Origin of the sequence: Actinomadura sp. NPDC048394, from assembly GCF_040651755.1 — a bacterium.
Classification (GTDB): Bacteria; Actinomycetota; Actinomycetes; order Streptosporangiales; family Streptosporangiaceae; genus Spirillospora; species Spirillospora montaniterrae.
The window spans coordinates 135,580-156,597 of record NZ_JBEZJL010000016.1 but is presented as its reverse complement, the minus strand read 5'-3'; the positions used below and the strand labels follow the sequence as shown (position 1 = coordinate 156,597).

Here is a 21,018-nt window from a genome sequence, read left to right as displayed (position 1 = left end):
GCGGCGGGCGCAGTCCACCCGGGGCGGGGGGGGCGCGGGGCGCGGGGGCCCGCCCCGCCTCGGTAGGGGGTTTTCCGCGGGCCCCCCTAGCGGACCGCGAAACGCCTCGTCCGTCGCAACGGGGGGTTCCAGGGGGGTCGTCCCCCCTGGGCAACTACGCCCAGAAGTGCACGACCCAGTACACGACGGCGGCGACGATCGCGGCGGCGGGGAGGGTGAGGACCCAGGCCATCACGATGTTGCCCGCCATGCCCCAGCGGACGGCGGACAGCCGTTTCGTGGCGCCCGCGCCCATGATCGCCGAGGTGATCGTGTGCGTGGTGGAGATTGGAGCGTGCCAGAAGTAGGCGGTGACGTAGAGGACGATCGAGGCGGTCGCTTCCGCGGCGAACCCCTTCGGCGGGTCCACCTCGATCACCTTGCGGCCGAGCGTCCGCATGATCCGCCAGCCGCCCGCGTAGGTGCCGAGCGACAGCGCGCCCGCGCACGCCACGATCACCCACAGCGGCACCGAGTTCCCGCTCGCGTGCCCCGTGGTGACCAGCGCCAGCACGATGACGCCCATCGTCTTCTGCGCGTCCTGCAGGCCGTGGCCGAGGGCGAGGGACGCCGCCGACAGCGTCTGCGCGATGCGGAACCGGCGCACCACCCGGCTCGGCTGCGCCCGCCGGAAGATCCACAGGATCGCCACCATCACCAGGTAGGCGGCGACGAACCCGACGACCGGCGACACCACCATCGGCACGACGACCTTGTCGACCACGCTGTGCCAGTTCACGTAGGACGACGAGGCCAGCCCCGCGCCCACGACGCCGCCGATCAGCGCGTGCGAGGACGACGACGGCAGCCCGAAGTACCAGGTGATCAGGTTCCAGGTGATCGCGCCGAGCACGCCGGCGGCGATGACGGTGAGGCCGTGCAGCCCGGTCGGCGGGGTGATGACCTCGCTGATCGTCTTGGCGACCTCGACGCCGAGCAGCGCGCCCAGCATGTTCATCACCGCGGCCATGCCGAGCGCCACCCGCGGCGTCAGCGCCCGCGTGGACACCGCGGTCGCGATGGCGTTGGCGGCGTCGTGGAAGCCGTTGGTGTAGTCGAACACCAGCGACACCACGACGACCAGCACGAGTACGGCCATCTGCGCGTCGGACCGCAGCCCGAGCGCGCCCGCGATCATCACCAGGACGATCCCGGCGAGCAGCAGCAGCCAGGCCCGCCCGCTCACCCGGCGCGTCGCCTGCTCGCCGATGGTGGGAGCGGCGTCCGCCGAGGGGTCCCGGACGAGCGTCGAGCCCGGGTCCTCGCCTGCGCTCATGATTCCTTGACCGCGATGGTCTCGACCGTGTTCGCTACGTGCTCGAACGCGTCCGCGGCCTCTTCGAGGCAGTCGATGACCTGCTTGAGCTTCAGCACGTCCAGGGTGTCGTACTCGCCGCTGAACAGCTGCGCGAGCAGCTTGCGGTACACCTGGTCGCCCTGGTTCTCGAGCCGGTTGATCTCGATCCAGTACTCGCTGAGCTCCTTCATGGAGCGCAGCCGGGGCATGGCCTCCGCGGTGAGCTCGGCGGCCCGCTCCAGCACCTCCACCATGTGCACGATGCCCTTCGGGAACTCGTCGATCTTGTAGAGGACGACGAGGTCGGCTGCCTCCTCCATCTCGTCCATCACGTCGTCGATGGTGGAGGCCAGCCGGTAGATGTCCTCGCGGTCGAACGGGGTGATGAACGTTTCGTTCAGCCGTCGCATGATCGCGTGAGTGCATTCGTCGCCCGCGTGTTCGCAGGCGCGCATCTTCTCCGCGATCGCTGCCCGGTCGGCGCCGTCGCTGATGAGCTCCACGAGCAGCCTGGCGCCGGTGACCAGGTTGTTCGCCGAGTCGGCGAACATGTCGTAGAAGCTGTCCTCACGCGGCGTGAGACGCAAGCGCACGTCGTTCTCCTGAAGTGCCGGAACAGTCCGCAGAGGATCGTAGGCGCTACCGGCCGTAAAAAGAACCTTTGCCCCAGCTTCGGCCGGTGTCCCCCATCCTCTCACCTACAAGATTGCCCTAGATCACCAGGTACATACCCCTGCGGTTAGGCCGATCGGCGGCGCCGCGCATAGGCTCGGGGCCGGAACATCGGCCGCACGGAGAGTGACGACGAGCGTGAGTGAGATTCGTTACAGCGTCCCGGCGATCAGCTGCGGGCACTGCGTGACCGCGATCAGCGGGGAGGTCCGGCGGGTGCCGGGGGTGAGCGAGGTGGCGGTGGACGTGGACACCAAGCTCGTCACCGTCCGTGGCGATGGACTGGACGACGCGGCGCTGCGCGCGGCGATCGACGAGGCCGGTTACGACGTCGCCGGCTGACCGGCCCGTTTCGGGCCCCGCGGCACCCGCATAGCCGACCGCCGGAACGCGCCCGTGGCCGCCGGAACGTGACCCAGGGGCCGCCGGAACGTGACCGGGGATCGCCGGACCGGGACCGGCGCCGCTGGAACGGGACCGGGGACGCCCGTCGCGGACGTCCCCGGGCGGATCGGGCCTCGGCTAATCCTGCGGCGTCAGCTCGCGACGACCGGCCTCGCCGGAACGCACCCCGAGCACCATGTCGATTTCCGCGATGGTGAGCGGCCGCTCCGCCGCCGCCACCGCACTGAGCATCTCGGCATAGAGTTCGATCTCGTCCAACGCAACGCGGTCGTGGACGCGCAGATCGAGGTTCTGCTGGCGCACCGCGTCCACCTCCGTTCGTTCCCCACACCCAAGTCGAGGCTACGCGTCCCGCCCCGACGGGCACATGACCCAAGAGGGCCATTCGAGGGCCACCCGCACCCGTGGTCTTCCCGGGTCAGGCGGGCATGATGCGCCCGATCACGCGGGAGGGGTCCCCGGGGAAGGCCGTCAAGGGTTCCTGTCGGACGCCGTCAGCCGCCGCGGTGGAAGTCGCCCAGCATCTGCTCCAGCGCCGTCTCCGGCAGGTCGCGGGCGGTGAGCCGGGCCACCGTCGCCGCGTTGACGTCCGCGCCCGCGAGGCGCGCCGCCTGCCGCGCGACCGTCTGCTCGAACAGCGCCCGGACGGTCCTGGCGTAGGCGAACGCCGGGTCCTGCCGCAGCCGCTCGAAGCGGGTGAGCAGCTCGACGCGCAGCTCCTCGTCCAGCATGTACAGGTCGCGCTCGGCGTACTTCTGGAACAGCCGGACCATCTCCCGGTCGCTGATCCCGTGGAACTCCACGATCCGCCCGAACTCGGCCCGGAACGCGGGGTTGCCCGCGAGGAACCCCTCCATCTCCGCCGCCGGGCTGGAGCAGACCACCACGAACCGCCCGCCGCGCTCGCGCATGCCGCGCAGCAGCTCGCTCACCACCGCCGGGCTGCGGTCCAGCAGGTAGGCCTCCTGGATCAGCAGCACGCCGCCGAGCGCCTGCTCGATCATGCCGGCGACCCGGCTCTCGGTGTCCGGCTGGTCGCGGCCCGCCAGATGCACCGGACGGCACGCCACCACATGCCCCGACTCCAGCAGCCCGAGCGCGGCGTAGATCCCGCCGACGAGCCCCGCGACCGTCGTCTTGCCCGTCCCCGGCGGCCCCGTGAACACCAGATGGTGGTGGTCGCGGTCCGCCACGCCGTAGCGGACCCGGTCCGCCGCCTGCTCCGCCTCGTCCGCCAGCTCCCGGACGACCGCCTTGACGTCGTCCAGCCCGGTCAGCCCGTCGAGCTGGCGCAGGTAGCCGTCGATGTCGCCGGGCGGCCGCAGCGCCGGCTCGATGCCCTCCGCGACGCCGTGCAGGTCGTCCGGCGTCAGGACGAGCCGGTCGTGCGACGCGCCCGCCCGCGCCATGTTCCGCTGGCTCGCCTGGTCCAGGTACGCCTCGACGAGCCGCGCGTTCACCAGGTCGCCCGGGCCGCGGAGCCGTTCGAGGTCCTCCTTCGCGACCTCCAGCGCCGACGCCCCGATCGTGACGCGCCGCTCGTCCGCCAGCAGGTGCAGCAGCGTCATCCGGTCGTCCAGGCCGCCGAAGTCGGGCAGCCGGTACACCCGGAACGCCTGCACCAGCTTCGGATGCTCCCGCAGCAGCCGCTTGTACGCGCGCGGCTCGCACGTCGCGATCAGCGGCGTCGTGTTCACCGGGTCGCGGCGCGCCCGCCGCACCGCGCCGGTGACCGCCACCGGGTCCTGCGCGGCGCCGATCGCCACGTCCAGCCGCTCGAACAGGATCGCCGGGCCCGGCTGCCGCAGGATCCGCTCCACCGCGTCCACCGGCGCGTCCCGGACGTCGTCGGCGTCGTGCGCGCGGATCGCCCCGTCGCCGAGGCCCGCGTCCGCCAGCGTCAGCGCGATCAGCCGCGCCAGCCTGCGCTGTCCGGTGTGCGGGCCGCCGACCAGCAGCACCCCCGGCACGCCCGCCGGCGCCGACCCCGGACGGCCGTCCACCCGGGTCGCCTCGGCGCCCTCTCCGGCCGGGGCGTTCCACTCCTCGACCTGCGCGCGCAGCTCGTCCAGCAGCGCGCCCGCGTCCTGCTCGCCGGACACGAACCCGATCCCGAACCGCTCGAGCGTCCGGCGCCGGCCGAGGTCCTGCGGCGGCGGGATCTCGTGGACGGGCCGCTCCGGCGACGGCGTGTCGTCCAGGAAGTCGAAGTCGCCGACCATGGTCTCGGACATGATCCGCGTCCCTGGGCCGGGCGGCGGAGCCTGCGCGGGGCCGTCCTCCAGGTCCCCGGGGCCCATGATCCGCGTCCCGGGCGGCTGCTGCGCGTTCTGCGGGGGCGGCGCCGCTCCCCCGCCTTCGACGCGCGTCTCGTACACCCCGGCGGGCGGACGCGGCGGCGCCCCCTCGTCCTCGGCCCGCGTCGCATAAGGATCGAACGCACTCGGCTGCTCCGCCGGGGGCCCCTGCGGGCTCTGCACGGACGGAGGCACCCCGGCCCCCGGAGGCAGCCCTTGCGCGGGAGGCCCGGCACCGGGCCGCTGATAGCCGAGCTGCGTGTACGGCGGCACGATCGGCTCGTCCTGCTTGTCCTCATCCGGAGAGAACCCGCCGAGCTGCTGCTCAGCGACCCCCTGCCCGCGGTCGGGCGACCTGGACTCCTGATCGGCGAAGGGCGCCTGCCCGGGATACGGCGCCCCGCCCGCGTGCGGAGGCTGCTCCGGATATCCGGAAGCAGGCTGCCCAGACGGCGGCGCGCCCGGCATCCCGAACGCGGCCGGCCCCTGATCGTTCGGGACGGGCTTGGGCGGGGACTGCTGGAAACCGAGTTCGGTGTACGGCGGCGCCGCGCTCCCGCCGGCGTCCTCTTCGGCGGGCGAGAACCCGCCCATCGCCGGGTCCGGCGAAGCGAACCCCGCCGCGGCCGGCCCGGGCGCGTTCTCCCAGCCCGGCTGCGCCGGCGGCTGGACGAACGGCTGCGCGGGCCCCTGCGGCTCCGCGGGCTGCGGCGGAGCGCCCGGCGCCACGCCCGGCTGGCTCTGCATGCCGAACGGCGGCGACGGCGACGGGCTCGGCGGCGGCGTCTGCGTCTGCGCGGCCGCCGTCGCGCGCGCACGGCCGCGCCCGATGATCCCCGCGATGATCGCGGTCGGCACCGGGAAGCCGCGGGGGCGCGCGGGCATCCCGCCGAGCCGGCACCACGCGAGGTCCAGCTCGTACATCGCGGCGAGCAGCGTCTCCGCGCCCTCCCCGGAGCCCGCCGCACGCAGCGGGTCCGGCAGCCGCATGTCGACCGGCCACAGCCGGCGCAGCGGATGCCCCTTCTGCTCCGCGACCGCCTGCACCGTGTACCGGATCTCCGGGTCCAGCCACGGGACGATCGAGCCCGCCACGTCCTTGCGGACCACGTCCAGGTCGGCGGCCAGCAGCGCGGCGGCGACCATCCGCGGCTCGGTGTACGCCGGGTCCGCCGGGTCGCCCGGCAGGTCGGCGATGGCCTCGCTCAGCGTGTAGAACGCGTGCCGGAAGTTGTCGCCCGGCGAGCTCTCGTTCCGCAGCGCCGGCACCAGATGCGGCGGGCACCGGGTCAGCCACTGCTGGACGATCGCCTGGTCCCCGTACGGGAGCGCCCCGTAGTCGACCGTCGGGTTGCTCAGCGTCGTCCCGAGGATGGCCAGCAGCGCGTCCGCCCGGATCTGGAACCGGACGTCGTCGCGCAGCGCGCTCGCGACCGCCCACATCGTCCGCAGGACGACGACCGCCGCGTCCACGCGGCTGGCGCGCAGCCGCTCGGAGTACAGCCCGACCAGCGTCTCCAGCGCGGGCGGGGTCATCCAGCGCGGGCCGTCCACGTCCGGCAGCGGCCGGGCCCGGTACGGCTTCCACAGGTCCAGCATCTGCGCGTCCAGCCGGGCGTCGAACACCGGCGCGGCCGCGCACCACATCATCACGCCCCACGCGACCGCCACGGTGGACGGCGTCTCCTGCGTGAACTGCGACCACCAGTGCGGGTACTCCGGCGCGGACAGCGCCGCCGCCGACTCGACGGTCGCGCGGACCCGCGACGTCAGCTCGCTCGCGAACCCGTGCCCGACGAACGGCAGCGACGCCGGCGGATCGTACGAGAAGTCGGGCCCGGCCGGGATCACGTGCGGCGGCAGCTGCGGGACCTGCATCCCGCCCTGCTGCGCGGGCCGCGCCGCCATCCGCACGGCGGGCGTCCGCGGCGGCGGGCACAGGTACCACTGCCCGTCCGACGGGTGCAGCCGGTACCACCGGGCCCACGCCCCGAACAGCCACCACGTCCCGTCGGGCAGGACGAGCATGCGTCCGGCGATGGCGTGATGGCGCTGCTGAGGAGGCGCCGACGGCCACCATTGGGCGGCCACCATCGCCCTCGTGTCGCGCTCGGCCTCCGCGAACGGATCCTGCCCCATCCGGGGGCTGGGCGGCGGAGCACTGCCATAGCCCGGTCCCCACACCACGTGGGTCATGGTAGTCAGCCCGAACGCCCCAGAACTCCCCCGAACGCCCCCGCCCGAAGTCCCCCCAGGTCAACCCCCACCAAACCCCACCCCCACTGCCCCCACCAAAGCACCCACCACCGGGATGGCGTGCCCCCGAAGCGGCATGGCACCAATCGACCAACGCCCAAGCCGCCGAGGCAACGCCGTCAACAGCAAGCCACCAACACACACCCCACCGAAACGCGCGCACCACCCAAAGCACGCCCCCGGCGAACGCATACCGCCAGAACGAGCCCACACGCGGTGCGGGGCGAGCCACCAGAACGCATACCGCCAGGCGGCCTGCCACCGAGGCGCCCAACCGGGGGTGCGCTGCCGGGTCGGCCGGTGCGGGAGGTTAGCGCCAGGTGGCCTGGCTGTGGCGCTTGGCCTTCTGCATGTAGACCTCGGGGGTGTGCGCGAGGACGAGGCGGTCGCCGTCGTTGAGCTCGCGGACGATCTTGCCGGGCGTGCCCGCGACCAGGACGCCCGACGGGATCTGCTTGCCGGGCGGCACCAGGGCGCCGGCCGCGATGAGCGTCCCCGCCCCGATCCGGGCGCCGTTCAGCACGATGGCGCCGATGCCGATCAGTGAACCGGTCTCGACGTGCGCGCCGTGCACCATGGCCTTGTGCCCGAGGCTGACCCGGTCCTCCAGGACGGCGGGCATCCCCGGGTCGGCGTGCAGGCAGCTGAGGTCCTGGATGTTGCACTCGTCGCCGACGATGATCTCCTCGTCGTCGCCGCGCAGCACCGAGCCGTACCAGACGCTGGACGCCCGGCCGAGCGTCACGCGTCCGACGACCACCGCTCCGGGCGCCACCCACGCCTCGGCGTGGATCTTCGGCTCTTCTTCGCCCAGCGACCCCACATAGCTCATGCGCCCGATGCTAAGCCGTGCCCAAACCCCCGCCCCACCCCGCCCTCACCCGCCCGCGCAAGCCCGCGCCCCTCCGCCCCAACGCGCACAACACAACCCGTCAAGGCGAGCGCCACAGAGGCAAGCACAACAACGACGCGCCCCACCACAGCGCCCACCGCAGACGGCCACGGCGGGCACCGCAAACGGGCGGGGCACGGCACGGACCGGCTCGGCCCAATGCGGCACGGCGACGGCCGGGCACCGCGGCAGACGCCCACCGGGGGCATGGCAAGGCGAGCACAGCGACAGCACAGCGCGACGAGAGGCGGGCACCGCGGGACGGGCCTGGCCCCGGGGCACGACCAGCACGGCACGCTGAACGCGGCGAGAGGCGGGCACCGCTGGATGGGCATGGCACGGACCGAACATGCACGGACCAGTGCGACACGGCGCCGCACGACGACAGCCCGGCGAGGCGGACACGGCGGCACCACGGCAAGACGCAGCCCGACATGGAGCGGCACAGCCCGGCACAGCGCACAGCGCGGCACGGCACAACTCGGCACGGCACGGCCTAGCACGGCACGGCACAGCGCGGCACGGCCTAGCACGGCGTGGCGCAGCACGACCCGGCACGAGCCAGCGCGGCAGGTGCGGGGCGTTGCGGCACTGCGCGGCCCTACGCGGCGCCACCTGGCGCGGCGCAGCACGAGCCAGCACGGTGCGGCGTGGCACGACCCGGACGGCACGACCCGGCGCGGCAGCGTGCAGGCGCTGCAGGGCGTTGCGGCATGGCGCGGCGCAGCACGACGCCACCCGGCGGCGCAGCACGAGCCAGCATGGCCCGGCAGGACACAGCCCGAAACGGCACGATCCGGCGGGGCGCAGCACGACGCAGCGCGGTGCAGCACGACGCAGCGCGGTGCAGCACGACGCAGCGCGGTGCAGCGCGGTGCAGCGCGGTGCAGCGCGGTGCAGCACAACGCAGCGCGGTGCAGCACAACGCAGCGCGGGTGCAGCACGGCAGGGTGCGCGGCGGGTGTGGGGTGTTGCGGCATGGGGGCGGAGCGGCACTGCGTGGCGCCACGTGGCGCCACCCGGTGCGGCGCGGCGCGAGTCGGCACCGACCGGCCTAGCACGACCCGGCGGCGCGGTGCAGGGCGGCGCGGCGCGGCGGGTAGGGCGCGGCTGGTGGGCACCGCGGAGTCGGCTGGCACGGTCCAGTGCGGCAGAGCATGGTGGCGGCCGTGGCGCGGCGCGCGCGAGCCGGCACCGACCGGCGTGGCACGACCCGGCGGTGCGGGACGGCGCGGTGCGGCGGGTAGGGCGCGGCTGGTGGGCACTGCGGGGCCGACGGGAATGGTCCAGTGCGGCAGAGCATGGTGGCGGTTGTGGCGCGGCGCGACATCGTGCAGCAGGGGCCGGCCGTGCGGTGTGGTGGCGGGGTCTCAGATGTTGCGGGCGGACGGGGAGCTGGTGGGGGTTCGGGGGGTGTTGGGCGACACGGGGGTGCTGGTGGGGGTGTTTTTTCGGGATATTCGGTAGTTTGTCGGCTCCAGAGAGATGAAGAAACGGCAGCGAGAAGGGCGTTCCGGTTGCGCGAGCGGGGCGGAGCGCACGAGAGTCGATGCTGACGTTTCTGCTGTGGGCCCGCTGACCGGCGGGTGAGGATTCGCAAACCGACCCTGACGGGGTGATACCCCCGCCAACGACCCCCCAAGGCATCATGAGCAACGAAGCCGAAATCCTGCCGAACCTCCTTCAAGACGAGTCCTTCGAGATCGTCATGCGCGGCTACAACCGCCGCCAGGTCGACGACTACATCGCCCGCGCCCAGCAAAAGCACCGTGAGCTCGAGGCCCGGCTCGCGCGCGCCCAGGACGACGCCGAGCGCGTCCGCCGGGAGATGGCGGAGGTGCGCGAGGCCCGCAAGCCCACCGGTGACGACCTGAGCGACCGGTTGCGCCAGATCATCAACCTCGCCGAGGACGAGGCGCAGGACAAGGTCGCCGAGGCCGAGGCCAAGGGCGCCGAGATCCGCAAGGACGCCGAGCAGGAGTCCAAGCGCATCATCGACGAGGCCCGCGCGCACGCCGACAAGAACCTCTCCCAGGCGCAGGAGAAGGCCGACCACATGCTGGCCGCCGCCAAGAAGGAGTCCGACAGCGTGCTGTCGGCCGCCAAGCAGGAGGCGGAGCAGACGGTGACGAGCGCGCGGCTGGAGGCCGAGCGCACCCTCACCGCGTCCGAGCGCCGCGCCAGCGTGATCAACGAGGGCGCCACCCAGCGGCTCACGTCGCTGACCAAGAACCACACGCAGGCGCTGCAGCGGCTCACCGAGATCAGCGAGACGCTGCACCGGCTGCTGACCGCCGAGAACGAGGCGGGCCCGCTGGAGAAGATGGTCGAGGACGCCGTCCGGCAGTCGCCGCCGCGCAAGCAGCCGGCGCCCGCCCAGCCCGTCGCCGCGCAGCCCGGCCCGTCCACCGCGACCGGCCCCAAGCCGGTTCCGGCCAAGCCGGTCACCGCGCCGGCGCCGGTGATCAAGAAGCCGGAGCCGGACGCCCCGGTGACCGGCACCGGCCCGCAGGTCCCGCCGCCGGCGAAGGCGCCGCGGCCGGTGGAGGACACCGACGGCGGCCCGTCCGGCGGCCACGCCCCGATCGTTCCCCCGGCCCCGCGCGGGCCCGCCGACCCGAGCTGATCCCCAGCCCCGGCGGAGACGTCACAGCCCCGCGAACGGTGCGTCCGGCCCTTGCCGGGCGCACCGTTCGCGTCCGCGGCCGTTCAAGGGGAGCGGAAATCGCGGCATAGGATCTTCCGGGTGAGCAAGAGGACCACGACGCGCAACGGAACCGCCCGCCCGATCCGGCTGCTCGGAGACCCGGTGCTGCGCACCGCGTGCGACCCCGTACGGACGTTCGACACGGCCCTGGAGAAGCTGGTCGACGACATGTTCGTCACGATGTACGAGGCGGACGGCGCGGGCGTGGCCGCGAACCAGGTCGGCTCCGGTCTGCGGCTGTTCGTGTACGACTGCGAGGACGACCGGGGGCGCCGGCACGTCGGCCACGTCGTCAATCCGGTTCTCGTGGCCGCGGACGGTGAGCTGCTGGTCGAGTCCGAGGGGTGCCTGTCGCTGCCGGGCATGCGGTTCGAGACGCCGCGCCACGCGCATGCGGTCGTGGAGGGCGTGGACGCGAAGGGCCGGCCGGTCCGTGTGGAGGGCACGGGGTACTTCGCGCGCTGCCTGCAGCATGAATGCGGTCATCTCGACGGCGAGGTCTATATCGACGTGCTGTCCGGCGATGTGCGGCGCGAGGCCATGCGGGCGATTCGGGATCTTCAGCGTCCCTGAGCGAGACGGCGTCAGTGCGAACGCGCGCCCCGATGCGGGGGATGCCGGGTGCCTTCGGCATGGCTGCCTCCTGACCTCTCGTCCGAGCCGATGAGGCCATGCTCCGGCACCGGGCCGCGACACAGAACTAGAACGTCGTTCTGTGGATAACCCGGCTCAGTCGGCGTCCAGCGGGAGGAGCACGCGGAAGGTCGCGCCCTCGCCCGGGGTCGAGTCGACCTCGACCGACCCCTCGTGCGCGGCGACGAGCGCGGCGACGATGGCGAGGCCGAGGCCCGTCCCGGTACGGCCGTCCTCGCGCGAGCGGGACGCGTCGGCCCGGTAGAACCGCTCGAAGACGCGTTCCGCCTGGTCAGGCGATAGACCGGGGCCCTCGTCGGCCACCTCCAGCGCGGCCGCCGGCGCACCGCGCAGGGTGCCCGGCAGCAGGCGCACCTCCACCGGCGTGCCCGGCGGCGTGTGCGCGACCGCGTTCGTCAGCAGGTTCCCGAGGACCTGCCGCAGGCGCGGTTCGTCCCCGCGCACCTGGTAGGCCAGGCCGCCCTCGACCGTCAGCTCGATCGGACGGTCCGGCGCGACGACCCGGGCCTCCTGCACCGAGTCGGCGGCGACGGCGAGCAGGTCGACGGGGCGCCGCTCGATGGGCCGCTGCCGGTCGAGCCGGGCGAGCAGCAGCAGGTCCTCGACGAGCAGGCCCATCCGCCCGGCGGTCTCCTCGATGCGGCCGATCATCCGGCCGATCTCCTCGGGGGTGCGGGCGGCGCCCTGCCGGTAGAACTCGGCGAAACCGCGGATCGCGGTCAGCGGGGTGCGCAGCTCGTGGCTGGCGTCGGCGACGAAGCGGCGCATCCGCTCCTCGGATTGGCGGGCGGTCTCCTCCGAGCGCCGCGCCGCCGCCTCCGACTCCGCGCGCGCGCCGAACGCGGCCTCGATCTGCGCGAGCATCGCGTTCAGGGACCGTCCGAGACGTCCCATTTCGGTGCGCGGGTCGGCCTCCGGGACGCGCCGGGACAGGTCGCCGGCCGCGATCGCGCCGGCGGTCTCCTCCACCTCGGCGAGCGGCCGGAGGCTGGCGCGCACCACCCACACCCCGAGGACGACCAGCACCGCGAGCACCAGGAGCCCGACGATCACGTCGATGGCGATGAGCCGGTTCACGGTCCGCTGGATCTCCGCCATGCTGACCGCGATCAGGACGGTGGCTCCGGTGCCGGGGATCGGCTCGGCGAGCACCCGCCATTTCGCGCTCGATCCGCCCGTCCCGGACACGGTGAACGGCCGGTCGATCCGGGCGGCGTAGTCGGCGGGGAACTTGGGGTAGCCCCGCTCGCCCACCGCGAGGTTCTGCCCGAGGAGGCGGCCGTTGGCGTCGCGGACCTGCGCGTACATCTCGCTGGGCACCCGGACGTTGAGGTTGTAGTGGCCCTGCACCTGCTCGGTCGCCTGGATCATCACGTGCCCGACGGAGGAGCGCAGCTGGTCGTCGGCGCGCCCGACGAGGTACTGCCGCAGCACGGACGCGCCGGCCGCGCTCATCACCGTCATCCCGAGGGTGACCAGGACGAGCATGCCGGCGATCAGCTTCATCTGCAGCGGCGACCGCGCCCACAGCCCCCGTATCCAGGAGGGCCACCGCGACCGCCGCGTCCCGTCTCCTCCGGCCCCGCCCGCGGCGTACGCGCCGTACGCGCCGTACGACGGGTGCGCGCCGATCATGCCGCCCGCCGGTTCCCGGCCCCCGGCGGGCTCGCCGCCGGACGTCTCGAACCGCCGATCACCAGGTGCTCGCCCTGCGGAGTGCGCGCCGTTCGCCGTACCAGCAGGCGTCTCCCCCGCGACAGGCTGATCGCGCGGCGTCGCAGGGCGCGCGCCGCCCGCCGCGCCTTCACCGCCCGCCGCGCCTTCACCGCCCGCCGCGCGTTCGCCACCCGCCGCGCGTTCGCCGCCCGCTGCCCCCGCAGCCGGCCGGCCGTCGGACGCCGAGCCCGCGGAGCGCGCGCCGCCGGCCGGCCCGCTGCCGGACGCCTCAGCGGCGACCGGCCGGTCATGAGGCGAGCCCGCCGGTCGCGCGTTGCCCGCAGCCCGGCCGTGGTCGTCCGGCATCGCGGGCCGTGCGCCGGCGGCGGGGCCAAACGGGAGGGGCGTGGTGGGGCCGGGGACGCGGGGTTCCATCAGGCCGGGGGCTCTCGCAGGACGTAGCCGACGCCCCGCAGCGTGTGGATGAGGCGCGGCTCGGCGTTGTCGACCTTGCGGCGCAGCGCGGACACGTAGGACTCGACGATGCCCGCGTCGCCGCGGAAGTCGTAGTTCCACACGTGGTCGAGGATCTGCGCCTTGGACAGGACGCGCCCGGCGTTCGCCATGAAGTAGCGGAGCAGCTTGAACTCGGTCGGCGAGAGCTGGACGGCCTTGCCGCCGCGCCAGACCTCGTGGCTGTCCTCGTCCAGCTCGACGTCGGCGAACACCATCCGGGGCGGGGGTTCGGCGACGCCGCCGCGGAAGCGGCGCAGCACGGCGCGGATGCGGGCGATGACCTCCTCGAGGCTGAACGGCTTGGTGACGTAGTCGTCGCCGCCGATCGTCAGGCCCTTGATGCGGTCCTGGACCGCGTCGCGCGCGGTGAGGAACAGCACGGGCGTGTGGTCGCCGCCGGACCGCAGCCGCCGCGCGACGTCGAACCCGTCGATGTCGGGCAGCATCACGTCGAGGACGATCAGGTCGGGGCGGTGCCGGCGCGCGGACTGGACGGCGTCGGCGCCGTTGGTCGCGGTGAGCACCTCGAAGCCGGTGAAGCGCAGGCTGCCGGCCAGCAGCTCCAGGATGTTCGGCTCGTCCTCGACGACGAGCAGCGTCGCCTCGGGCGCCCGCACGCCTGCGGTCGCGTTCGCGTTCGCCGTCCGTTCAACCACTGACACGCTCTCCCTCCACGGTCGCCTTCGAGGTTCCCACCTGAACCTGAATGTCCCCTGAAGGTGAGCCGAGCATTCCCTCACCCGCGGTCCCGGGCCTCCGCCTCGACGGCGCGGATCAGCATGTCGAGCTCGGTGGCGAACACCTCGGCGGTGGTGATCTCGCGGAGGTGGGGTGCGGCGGCGCTCAGCCGGGGCAGTCCTTCGCGGTCCTCCGCGCGCGCGCCGAGGCTGGCGTTGCGGTGCCGGTCGATGGGGTCGCCATGGGCCTCGCGGTGCATGCGGCCGAGGACGAGGTCGATGAAGACGAGGTAGTAGCGGACGGCGGCGCGCTCGTCGAGGCCGGCGTCGGCGAGGGTCGCGAGGATCGTCTCGACGAGCCGGAGGGCGCCGGGGCCGTGGTTCCCGCGGGTGACGAGGGCGTCGATGGTGCCGGGGTAGGCGCCGAGCTCGCGGCGCATGCCGCCGGCGATGCGGCGGAGGCGGTCCGGCCAGGGGCCGGTACCGAGGTCGGGCGGGACGACGTCGTGCGCCGCGATCGCGTCCATGACGAGCGCGACGAGTTCGTCCTTGCCGGAGACGTGCCGGTAGAGGGCCATGCGGGAGACGCCGAGGTCGGCGGCGAGGGCGCGGATGGTGAGGGCGTCGAGGCCGTCCCGGCGGGTGATCTCGAGGGCGGCGGCGACGATCTGCGCGCGGCTGATGCTGCCCCAGGGGCGCCGCTCACGCGCCGGCGGCTCGGCAGGCGGCTCGTCGGGCGGCACGGCGGGCGGCACGGCGGGCGGCACGGCGGGCGGCTCGTCGGGGCCGGTCGCGGACATGCGAAGAACCGTAGCCGACCATCTTGCGGACTGCTGTCCGCAAGATTTAGGTTCGCCTTACCTAACTTCGATGCGGGAAGGCGGACGCGATGCCCGGAGGACCGGAGCAGGACGGGCCGGAACGGAACAGACCGGAACGGAGCGGGATGGTCGCGGCGCTGCTCGCCGCGGCGTTCCCCGCGAGCCTCGCGCAGACGATCGTCATCGCGGCGCTCCCCGTGCTGCGGGACGAGCTGGACGTCCCCGCCGCGCAGGTCACCTGGACGCTGACGGCGTTCATGTTGGCCGGGGCGGTCGTCACGCCGATCGCGGGACGGCTCGGCGACCTGTACGGGCACCGCCGGGTCCTGGTGGCGTGCCTGCTGCTGTTCACCGCCGGGACGGTCGCCGCCGGCCTCGCCGCGTCCGCGCACTCGTTCGGGTGGCTGGTGGCGGGCCGCGCCGTCCAGGGGACGGGGGCAGGGGCGTTCCCGCTGGCGCTCGGGATCGCTCGCTCGGCGCTGCCCCCGCACCGGCTGAAGGGGGTGGTCGCGCTGGTCAGCGCCGTGTTCGGGATCGGCGGGTCGGCGGGCATGGTGGTCGCCGGACCGCTCGTGGACGCGGCCGGGACGCCCTGGCTGTTCTGGGCGACGCTGGTCCTCGCCGCCGGCGCGCTCGCCCTGGCGACCCGGCTGCCGGCGACGCGTCCGGGCGGCGGTTCCGGGCGGATCGACCCGGTCGGAGCGGTCCTGCTGTCGGCGATGCTGGTCTGCCTGCTGCTGGCGATCAGCCAGGGGCGCGCGTGGGGCTGGGGGTCGGCACGGATCGTCGGGCTGTTCGCGGGTGCGGCCGTGGCGCTGGCCGCCTTCGTCGCGGCGGAGCTGCGCGTCCGCGCGCCGCTGGTCGACCTGCGGCTGCTGCGCGGGCGCGGTCCGGTCACCACCACGCTGGCCACCCTGGTCGTGTGCGTGGCGATGTTCGGGTCGATCACGCTGATCCCGCAGTTCGTCCAGGCACCGCGGGCGTCCGGGTACGGGTTCGGGCTGTCCGCGTCCGCGGCGGGGCTGCTGATAGTGCCGATGGCGGCGCTGATGCTGCTCGCCGGCCCGGCGGCGCCCCGGATCGCCCGCCGCGCCGGGTCCCGCGTCCCGTTCCAGGCCGGGACGGTGTGCGCGGTCGCCGCGTTCGCCCTGCTGGCCTGGGCGCACGGCGCGCTGTGGGAGGTGTACGCCGCGTGCGCGGTCATCGGGGTCGGCTACGGGCTGGCTTTCGCGGCGATCGGCAACCTCGTCGTCGAGAACGCCCCGCCGGGGCAGACGGGGGTCGCGACGGGCGTCAACACGATCGTGCGGACGGTCGGGGCCGCGATCGGCGCGCAGGCCGTCACCGCGATCCTCGCCGCGCGCACCTCGCCCGCCGCGAAGCTCCCGCCGGAATCGGGCTACACGGGGGCGTTCGCGGTACTCGCCGCCGTCGCGGTGGTCGCGCTGGGCGTCGCCGCCGCGATCCCGCGCGGCCCGGAGGCCGCGCGGGATCCTCGGGAAGAGCGGGGGCTGGATTCAGGGAACGTTCAGGTACGTGCGCTTGAGTAGACGGCACAGGGCGCGCCCCGGTCCGGACAGGGACCGGATCCCCGCGCCCTGGCCACTCCTCCTCGCCACCGCGGCCGAGAGGGCGACACGCCGCACGCCCTCTCGGCCGCGGCTTTTTTGACGCCGGCCTTATCCAGCACACTTTCAGGTCGGATCCAGGTGGGTTCCAGACCCTCGGCGCAGATTCGTATGCGACGGCAAGACGAGGGAGTTCACATGGACGCCGGCAGGCCCGAGGAGCCACAGCAGCACGGTTGGGATCGGCACGTCGCGGGATCCGAGCGGCACGCGGCACCCGAGCAGCCCGCGGCAGCGGGACACCCCGGAGGACCCGAGCGGCCCGATTTCACTCCGCCCGGACAGCCGCATACGCAGCCACCCGCCCAGCCGCAAACGCAGCCGCACACGCAGCCGCAGGGGGAGACGCACGGGCAGCAGCCGCTCGGTTCGTGGCAGGAGCCCGGAGGCTGGGCCGCGATGCCCGCCGCAGGCACCGGCGCGGGTGGACCCGCGAGCGCAGGCGCAGGCGGCGGTGCGGGTGTGGCAGGGCCGCCGCACTGGGGCGTGCCCCCGTCCGAGGCGAACGAGCCGTTCCGCCGGGGCCCGATGTGGACGGCCCGGCAGAAGATCGCGGCGCTGGTCGCGGGAGCCGCGCTGGCGGTCGGCGCGGGCGGTGCGGGCGCGGCCATGGCGGTGGCGTTCACCGACCACGGCACCGTCTACTCCAGCCCGGTCGCGGTGTCCGGCGCGTCCAGCAAGGCGAGCACGACCGCACAGGTCGCGGCCGCCGTGCAGCCGAGCGTCGTGTCGATCACGAGCCGGTCGCAGATGAGCGAGAGCGAGGGGTCGGGCGTGATCCTGCGCTCGGACGGCGTCATCATGACGAACGCGCACGTCGTCTCGGACGGCGGGCAGCTCTCGGTGAAGTTCAGCAACGGCAAGACGGCGAACGCCACGCTGCTCGGCGCCGACACCGCGAACGACATCGCGGTCATCAAGGCGCAGGGCGTGTCGGGGCTGAAGCCGGCGACGCTCGGCGACAGCAGCAAGCTAGCGGTCGGCGACTCGGTCCTCGCGGTCGGGAACCCGCTGGGGCTGAGCGGGTCGGTGACGTCCGGCATCGTCAGCGCGCTCGGACGCCAGGTCCAGGAGGGCGACTCCGGCGGCGGCCAGCAGGACCTGCCGCCCGGCCTGCAGGGACGGCTGTCCCAGCAGCAGCAGGCCGTCATCGAGAACGCGATCCAGACCGACGCGGCGATCAACCCCGGCAACTCGGGCGGCGCGCTGGTGAACAGCGCCGGCCAGGTGATCGGGATCAACACCGCGATCGCCACGTCCGGCAGCAGCTCGGGCAACATCGGCGTCGGCTTCGCGATCCCGATCGACCAGGCGAAGAAGTCCGCCGACAAGATCATCGCAAGCGCGTCGGCCTAGGGCTCACCGGGGAGCGCCGTCCCGTCCATGCTCTGGGGGGAGCGGGCGGGCGGGCGGCGGCCCCGGTGTGCGGGGCCGTTCCCAGGCCGGGCCGGGTACTGGGGACGGCTCCGGCATGGGAGAGCGGCCGCGTGACCTACCTGTGGGTCACGCGGCCGTTCCCATGCACGGAGTTCCTGGGCGGACGGAATGTCAGCTGGACGGGATGCGGATCGCGGGACGGCGCCCGGACGTGGCCTTCGCCAGCATCTTCCGCGTCGTGCGGAGGTAGTACTCGCGGGGCAGCGTCCGGACGCGCACCGGCAGCCGCGGGTACACCACCGACAGCGCCCCCATCAGCAGCCGGAACCGCAGCGCGCGCGCCCGGTTCCACTTCCAGCCGTACTGCTCGCGGATCGGCGCCGGCATCAGTCCCGCGGTGATCAGCCGGATCGCCGCCAGCCCGGGCGCGTTCAGCGGGCCGCCCGGCAGCCGGGGGTTGAGCACCTGGTCGGCGATCGCCCGGGACGCGTCGCTGATCTTCAGGGTGTTGAGCATGCCGGCGTAGTACACGCGGAAGTCCCGGTACGTCGCGGGCAGCCGGTCCTCGGGGCAGCCGAGGATCGTGGCGTAGACCTTGGTCTGGCCGTAGAACTCCGCCAGCTCGTCCTCGGTGAACGTGCGGCGGAACAGCAGCTGGTAGAACTGCGCGGCGACGGCGAACAGCGTGGCCGCGACCCACACCTGCAGCTCCGGGTCGTTCGCCTGGTAGCCGGGACCGGTGACCTGATCGTGCCCCCGGGTGACGAGCGCACTGAAGGTCTCCGCCTCCTCCCGCGTCCCGAACTGCACCGCGTACAGCCAGCCCATGGTGTTGCGCAGCCGCCGGAGCGGGTCCTCGGCGGTGTAGCTGTGGTCGTACACGCCCTGCGCGACCTGGGGGTGCGCGGTCTGCAGCAGCGACGCGGCCCCGCCCGCCGCGATGAGCGCGCCCTCCCGGGTGATGTGGCGGATCAGGTCGTCGTCGGAGAACAGTCCTTCGGTCATGACGATCAGTGTAAGTAAGCACTTGCAGGACGCGCACCCCCGGGGCGCCGGAAAACCGGACGACATGATCGTCCGCGGCCGGGGATAATCGGGGCATGCCCGACGACATCCACGTCCGCGGCTCGGTCTCCATCCCGGAGTCCGAGCTCGGCTGGCGCTTCTCCCGCTCCTCGGGACCCGGCGGGCAGCACGTCAACACCAGCGCGACCGCCGCCGAGCTGTCCTTCGACGTCGCCGCGTCCCCGTCCCTGCCCGAGCCGCTCAAGGCGCGCGCGCTGGAGCGGCTGTCCGGACGGCTCGTCCGGGGCGTCCTGACGATCCGCGCCGAGGAGTACCGCTCCCAGATGCGCAACCGCGACGCCGCCCGGGCCCGGCTCGGCGCGCTGCTGGCCGAGGCCACGGCGCCGCCGCCGAAGAAGCGCATCCCCAAGAAGGTCCCGCGCGGGATCAACGAGCGGCGCCTGGAGAACAAGAAGCGCCGCTCCGACATCAAGCGCCAGCGCTCCCGCCGCTGGGACTGAACGGCCCGCCCCCGGCACTCTGGGCAGATTGCCGGAAATAAGCCATTCAGCCGCAATGCCGGAACGGCATCCGCGGCGATCGACTGCGGAAACCCGGCAACGCCGAAAGCGACGGCAAACTCGGCCCGGCGGGCCCGGATCCGCCGATGTTTGTTTCTCCGGCCTGACGGAATGACCTGCGCGGTTCCCACGGCGAACGCCCCGGGACCGTGCCGCGGGCGCACGCGCACCGCGGCCAGCAGATCACCCAGAAACGGAGCAAAATAGAATGAGATGGACTATCGCGGGTCCGGCCGGCGTCGTCGCCGTGCTGGCCGGGCTCGCCCCCTTCGCATCCGCGGGACAGGCGTCGGCGCAGGACGGCAGCGCGTCCGGGCACGGGCACCGCACCCACGTCGTGCGTCCGGGACACTCGATCCAGGCGGCCGTCGACCGGGCCAGGCCCGGTGACACCATCCGGCTCCTCCGCGGCACCTACGACGGGGGCGTCCTGGTCAACAAGCGCCTCACCATCCGCGGCGAAGGCGACAAGACCGTGCTGCGGCCCGGCGGCACCGACCATTGCGCCACCGTCAAATGGGCCGGCACCGGCATCTGCGTCGTCGGCCGCCCCGGCCATCCCGTCAAGGGCGTCACCATCAAAGCCCTGACCGTGCGGAAATTCGCGAAGAACGGCATATTCGGCCACTTCACCGACCGCCTCACCGTCGAACACGTCCTGGCCGCCGGCAACGGCGAATATGGAATCTCGGAATTCAACTCCACCCGCGGGCGGTTCGCGCACGACTGGGCCCTCGACAACGGCGACGAGGCCGGCTTCTACGTCGGCGACATCGCCAACGCGCACGGGACGGTCGTCACCGGCAACCGCTCCTCCGGAAACGCCATCGGCCTGCTCGTCCGGCACGCCCGCAACGTCAGGGCGTGGGGCAACGACCTCGTCGGGAACTGCGTCGGCGTCGCCCTCGTCGACGACAGCCAGAAGGGCGGCCAGGGCAACACCAACGTCTGGAAGAACAACGTCTCGAAGAACAACCGGCAATGCGCCGCGCACGAGGAGGTCCCGCCGCTCGGCGGCACCGGCGTGCTGTTCTTCGGCGGCGACCACAACGTCGTCCAGAAGAACGTCGTCAAGGACAACCGGGGCACGCTCCCGTACTCCGGCGGCATCGTGCTCTTCCGCGGGACGCCGCCGCTGAACCGGCCCGCCCGCGACAACCTCGTCCAGCTCAACGTCGTCCGCGGCAACGCGCCGTTCGACCTGGTCGACAACAGCGGCAGCAAGACCAACCGGTTCCGCCGCAACCTCTGCCGGACGTCCAACCCGGCCGGCCTGTGCTGACCTGACCGTTCACCCCGCGCCGCGAACCGGCCCCACCGGCCGCCCGCGCCGCGAACCGGCCGCACCGGTCGCCCTCGGCCGGTGCGGCCGACCCCCGGCCAGCGGTGGACCCGCGCGACGTGCGTCGCCTCGGCGAGGACGGTGGCCACGGCCGACCGCGAGAACCGGATCCGGCCGCCCTCGAAGACCAGCAGCCCCACCCCGCGACCTACCGAACGTCGCGGCCGGCGCGGCGCAGCAGGGCGCCGGCGCCCAG

Annotated in this window: 16 protein-coding genes; 7 read left to right on the top strand and 9 right to left on the bottom strand. The window is 73.6% G+C overall.

The window, feature by feature from the left end; genetic code table 11:
• Positions 1–154: 154 nt before the first annotated feature.
• Positions 155–1,315, bottom strand: a complete 1,161-nt coding sequence (locus AB0C78_RS13995) for an inorganic phosphate transporter (RefSeq protein WP_318839220.1) — start codon at positions 1,313–1,315, stop codon at positions 155–157.
• A complete protein-coding gene (locus tag AB0C78_RS13990) occupies positions 1,312–1,929 on the bottom strand; it encodes a DUF47 family protein (RefSeq protein ID WP_151539314.1) in 618 nt (205 codons plus the stop codon). The genes AB0C78_RS13995 and AB0C78_RS13990 overlap by 4 nt, the downstream gene beginning before the upstream one ends.
• Before the next feature lie 217 nt (positions 1,930–2,146).
• On the opposite strand from AB0C78_RS13990, the gene AB0C78_RS13985 reads away from it, so the two are divergent.
• A complete protein-coding gene (locus tag AB0C78_RS13985; protein ID WP_360746742.1) occupies positions 2,147–2,350 on the top strand; it encodes a heavy-metal-associated domain-containing protein in 204 nt (67 codons plus the stop codon).
• Positions 2,351–2,530: 180 nt separating this feature from the next.
• Here the strand turns inward: AB0C78_RS13985 and AB0C78_RS13980 are convergent, their stop codons facing one another.
• From AB0C78_RS13980 to AB0C78_RS13970, 3 genes are all read right to left on the bottom strand, one after another.
• Positions 2,531–2,725, bottom strand: a complete 195-nt coding sequence (locus tag AB0C78_RS13980) for a hypothetical protein (RefSeq protein WP_232383912.1) — start codon at positions 2,723–2,725, stop codon at positions 2,531–2,533.
• Between the two features lie 182 nt (positions 2,726–2,907).
• On the bottom strand, positions 2,908–6,897 hold the full coding sequence (locus tag AB0C78_RS13975) for a hypothetical protein (RefSeq protein WP_360746739.1): 3,990 nt from the start codon (positions 6,895–6,897) through the stop codon (positions 2,908–2,910).
• A 379-nt stretch (positions 6,898–7,276) separates the two neighbouring features.
• Positions 7,277–7,798, bottom strand: a complete 522-nt coding sequence (locus tag AB0C78_RS13970) for a gamma carbonic anhydrase family protein (RefSeq protein ID WP_360746736.1) — start codon at positions 7,796–7,798, stop codon at positions 7,277–7,279.
• Positions 7,799–9,506: 1,708 nt separating this feature from the next.
• Here AB0C78_RS13970 and AB0C78_RS13965 point away from each other — a divergent pair.
• Both AB0C78_RS13965 and def read left to right on the top strand, forming a co-directional pair.
• Positions 9,507–10,484, top strand: coding sequence for a DivIVA domain-containing protein (locus AB0C78_RS13965; RefSeq protein ID WP_360746733.1), 978 nt, complete (start codon positions 9,507–9,509; stop codon positions 10,482–10,484).
• A gap of 120 nt (positions 10,485–10,604) precedes the next feature.
• The gene (def, locus tag AB0C78_RS13960; RefSeq protein ID WP_360746730.1) at positions 10,605–11,138 is read left to right on the top strand and encodes a peptide deformylase; all 534 of its coding nucleotides are present in this window, start codon (positions 10,605–10,607) and stop codon (positions 11,136–11,138) included.
• Between the two features lie 156 nt (positions 11,139–11,294).
• Here the strand turns inward: def and AB0C78_RS13955 are convergent, their stop codons facing one another.
• The 3 genes from AB0C78_RS13955 to AB0C78_RS13945 all read right to left on the bottom strand — a co-directional run bounded on the left by AB0C78_RS13955 (position 11,295) and on the right by AB0C78_RS13945 (position 14,868).
• Entirely contained in the window at positions 11,295–12,854 is a 1,560-nt protein-coding gene (locus AB0C78_RS13955) for an ATP-binding protein (RefSeq protein ID WP_360746727.1), read from the bottom strand.
• A 455-nt stretch (positions 12,855–13,309) separates the two neighbouring features.
• On the bottom strand, positions 13,310–14,053 hold the full coding sequence (locus AB0C78_RS13950; protein ID WP_360746724.1) for a response regulator transcription factor: 744 nt from the start codon (positions 14,051–14,053) through the stop codon (positions 13,310–13,312).
• A 74-nt stretch (positions 14,054–14,127) separates the two neighbouring features.
• Positions 14,128–14,868 (bottom strand): TetR/AcrR family transcriptional regulator C-terminal domain-containing protein, encoded by a 741-nt coding sequence (locus AB0C78_RS13945; protein ID WP_360746721.1) that lies wholly within the window; start codon positions 14,866–14,868, stop codon positions 14,128–14,130.
• Between the two features lie 89 nt (positions 14,869–14,957).
• On the opposite strand from AB0C78_RS13945, the gene AB0C78_RS13940 reads away from it, so the two are divergent.
• Positions 14,958–16,439, top strand: coding sequence for an MFS transporter (locus tag AB0C78_RS13940; protein ID WP_360746718.1), 1,482 nt, complete (start codon positions 14,958–14,960; stop codon positions 16,437–16,439).
• A 540-nt stretch (positions 16,440–16,979) separates the two neighbouring features.
• A complete protein-coding gene (locus AB0C78_RS13935) occupies positions 16,980–17,873 on the top strand; it encodes a trypsin-like peptidase domain-containing protein (RefSeq protein ID WP_360746715.1) in 894 nt (297 codons plus the stop codon).
• A 192-nt stretch (positions 17,874–18,065) separates the two neighbouring features.
• Here AB0C78_RS13935 and AB0C78_RS13930 read toward each other — a convergent pair whose 3' ends face one another.
• The gene (locus AB0C78_RS13930; RefSeq protein WP_360746712.1) at positions 18,066–18,899 is read right to left on the bottom strand and encodes an oxygenase MpaB family protein; all 834 of its coding nucleotides are present in this window, start codon (positions 18,897–18,899) and stop codon (positions 18,066–18,068) included.
• A gap of 95 nt (positions 18,900–18,994) precedes the next feature.
• Here AB0C78_RS13930 and arfB point away from each other — a divergent pair, with 95 nt between their 5' ends.
• Together arfB and AB0C78_RS13920 are read left to right on the top strand one after the other, a co-directional pair.
• Positions 18,995–19,420 (top strand): alternative ribosome rescue aminoacyl-tRNA hydrolase ArfB, encoded by a 426-nt coding sequence (arfB, locus tag AB0C78_RS13925; protein ID WP_360746709.1) that lies wholly within the window; start codon positions 18,995–18,997, stop codon positions 19,418–19,420.
• Positions 19,421–19,688: 268 nt separating this feature from the next.
• On the top strand, positions 19,689–20,762 hold the full coding sequence (locus AB0C78_RS13920; RefSeq protein WP_360746706.1) for a right-handed parallel beta-helix repeat-containing protein: 1,074 nt from the start codon (positions 19,689–19,691) through the stop codon (positions 20,760–20,762).
• Positions 20,763–21,018 lie beyond the last annotated feature (256 nt).

What these genes read in the sequence shown, in the direction of transcription:
- AB0C78_RS13955 (WP_360746727.1), bottom strand. Translation starts at nt 12,854, where the DNA reads ATGATCGGCGCGCACCCGTCGTACGGCGCGTACGGCGCGTACGCCGCG.
- AB0C78_RS13940 (WP_360746718.1), top strand. Translation starts at nt 14,958, where the DNA reads ATGCCCGGAGGACCGGAGCAGGACGGGCCGGAACGGAACAGACCGGAA.
- AB0C78_RS13970 (WP_360746736.1), bottom strand. Translation starts at nt 7,798, where the DNA reads ATGAGCTATGTGGGGTCGCTGGGCGAAGAAGAGCCGAAGATCCACGCC.
- AB0C78_RS13945 (WP_360746721.1), bottom strand. Translation starts at nt 14,868, where the DNA reads ATGTCCGCGACCGGCCCCGACGAGCCGCCCGCCGTGCCGCCCGCCGTG.
- arfB (WP_360746709.1), top strand. Translation starts at nt 18,995, where the DNA reads ATGCCCGACGACATCCACGTCCGCGGCTCGGTCTCCATCCCGGAGTCC.
- AB0C78_RS13965 (WP_360746733.1), top strand. Translation starts at nt 9,507, where the DNA reads ATGAGCAACGAAGCCGAAATCCTGCCGAACCTCCTTCAAGACGAGTCC.
- AB0C78_RS13920 (WP_360746706.1), top strand. Translation starts at nt 19,689, where the DNA reads ATGAGATGGACTATCGCGGGTCCGGCCGGCGTCGTCGCCGTGCTGGCC.
- AB0C78_RS13930 (WP_360746712.1), bottom strand. Translation starts at nt 18,899, where the DNA reads ATGACCGAAGGACTGTTCTCCGACGACGACCTGATCCGCCACATCACC.
- AB0C78_RS13995 (WP_318839220.1), bottom strand. Translation starts at nt 1,315, where the DNA reads ATGAGCGCAGGCGAGGACCCGGGCTCGACGCTCGTCCGGGACCCCTCG.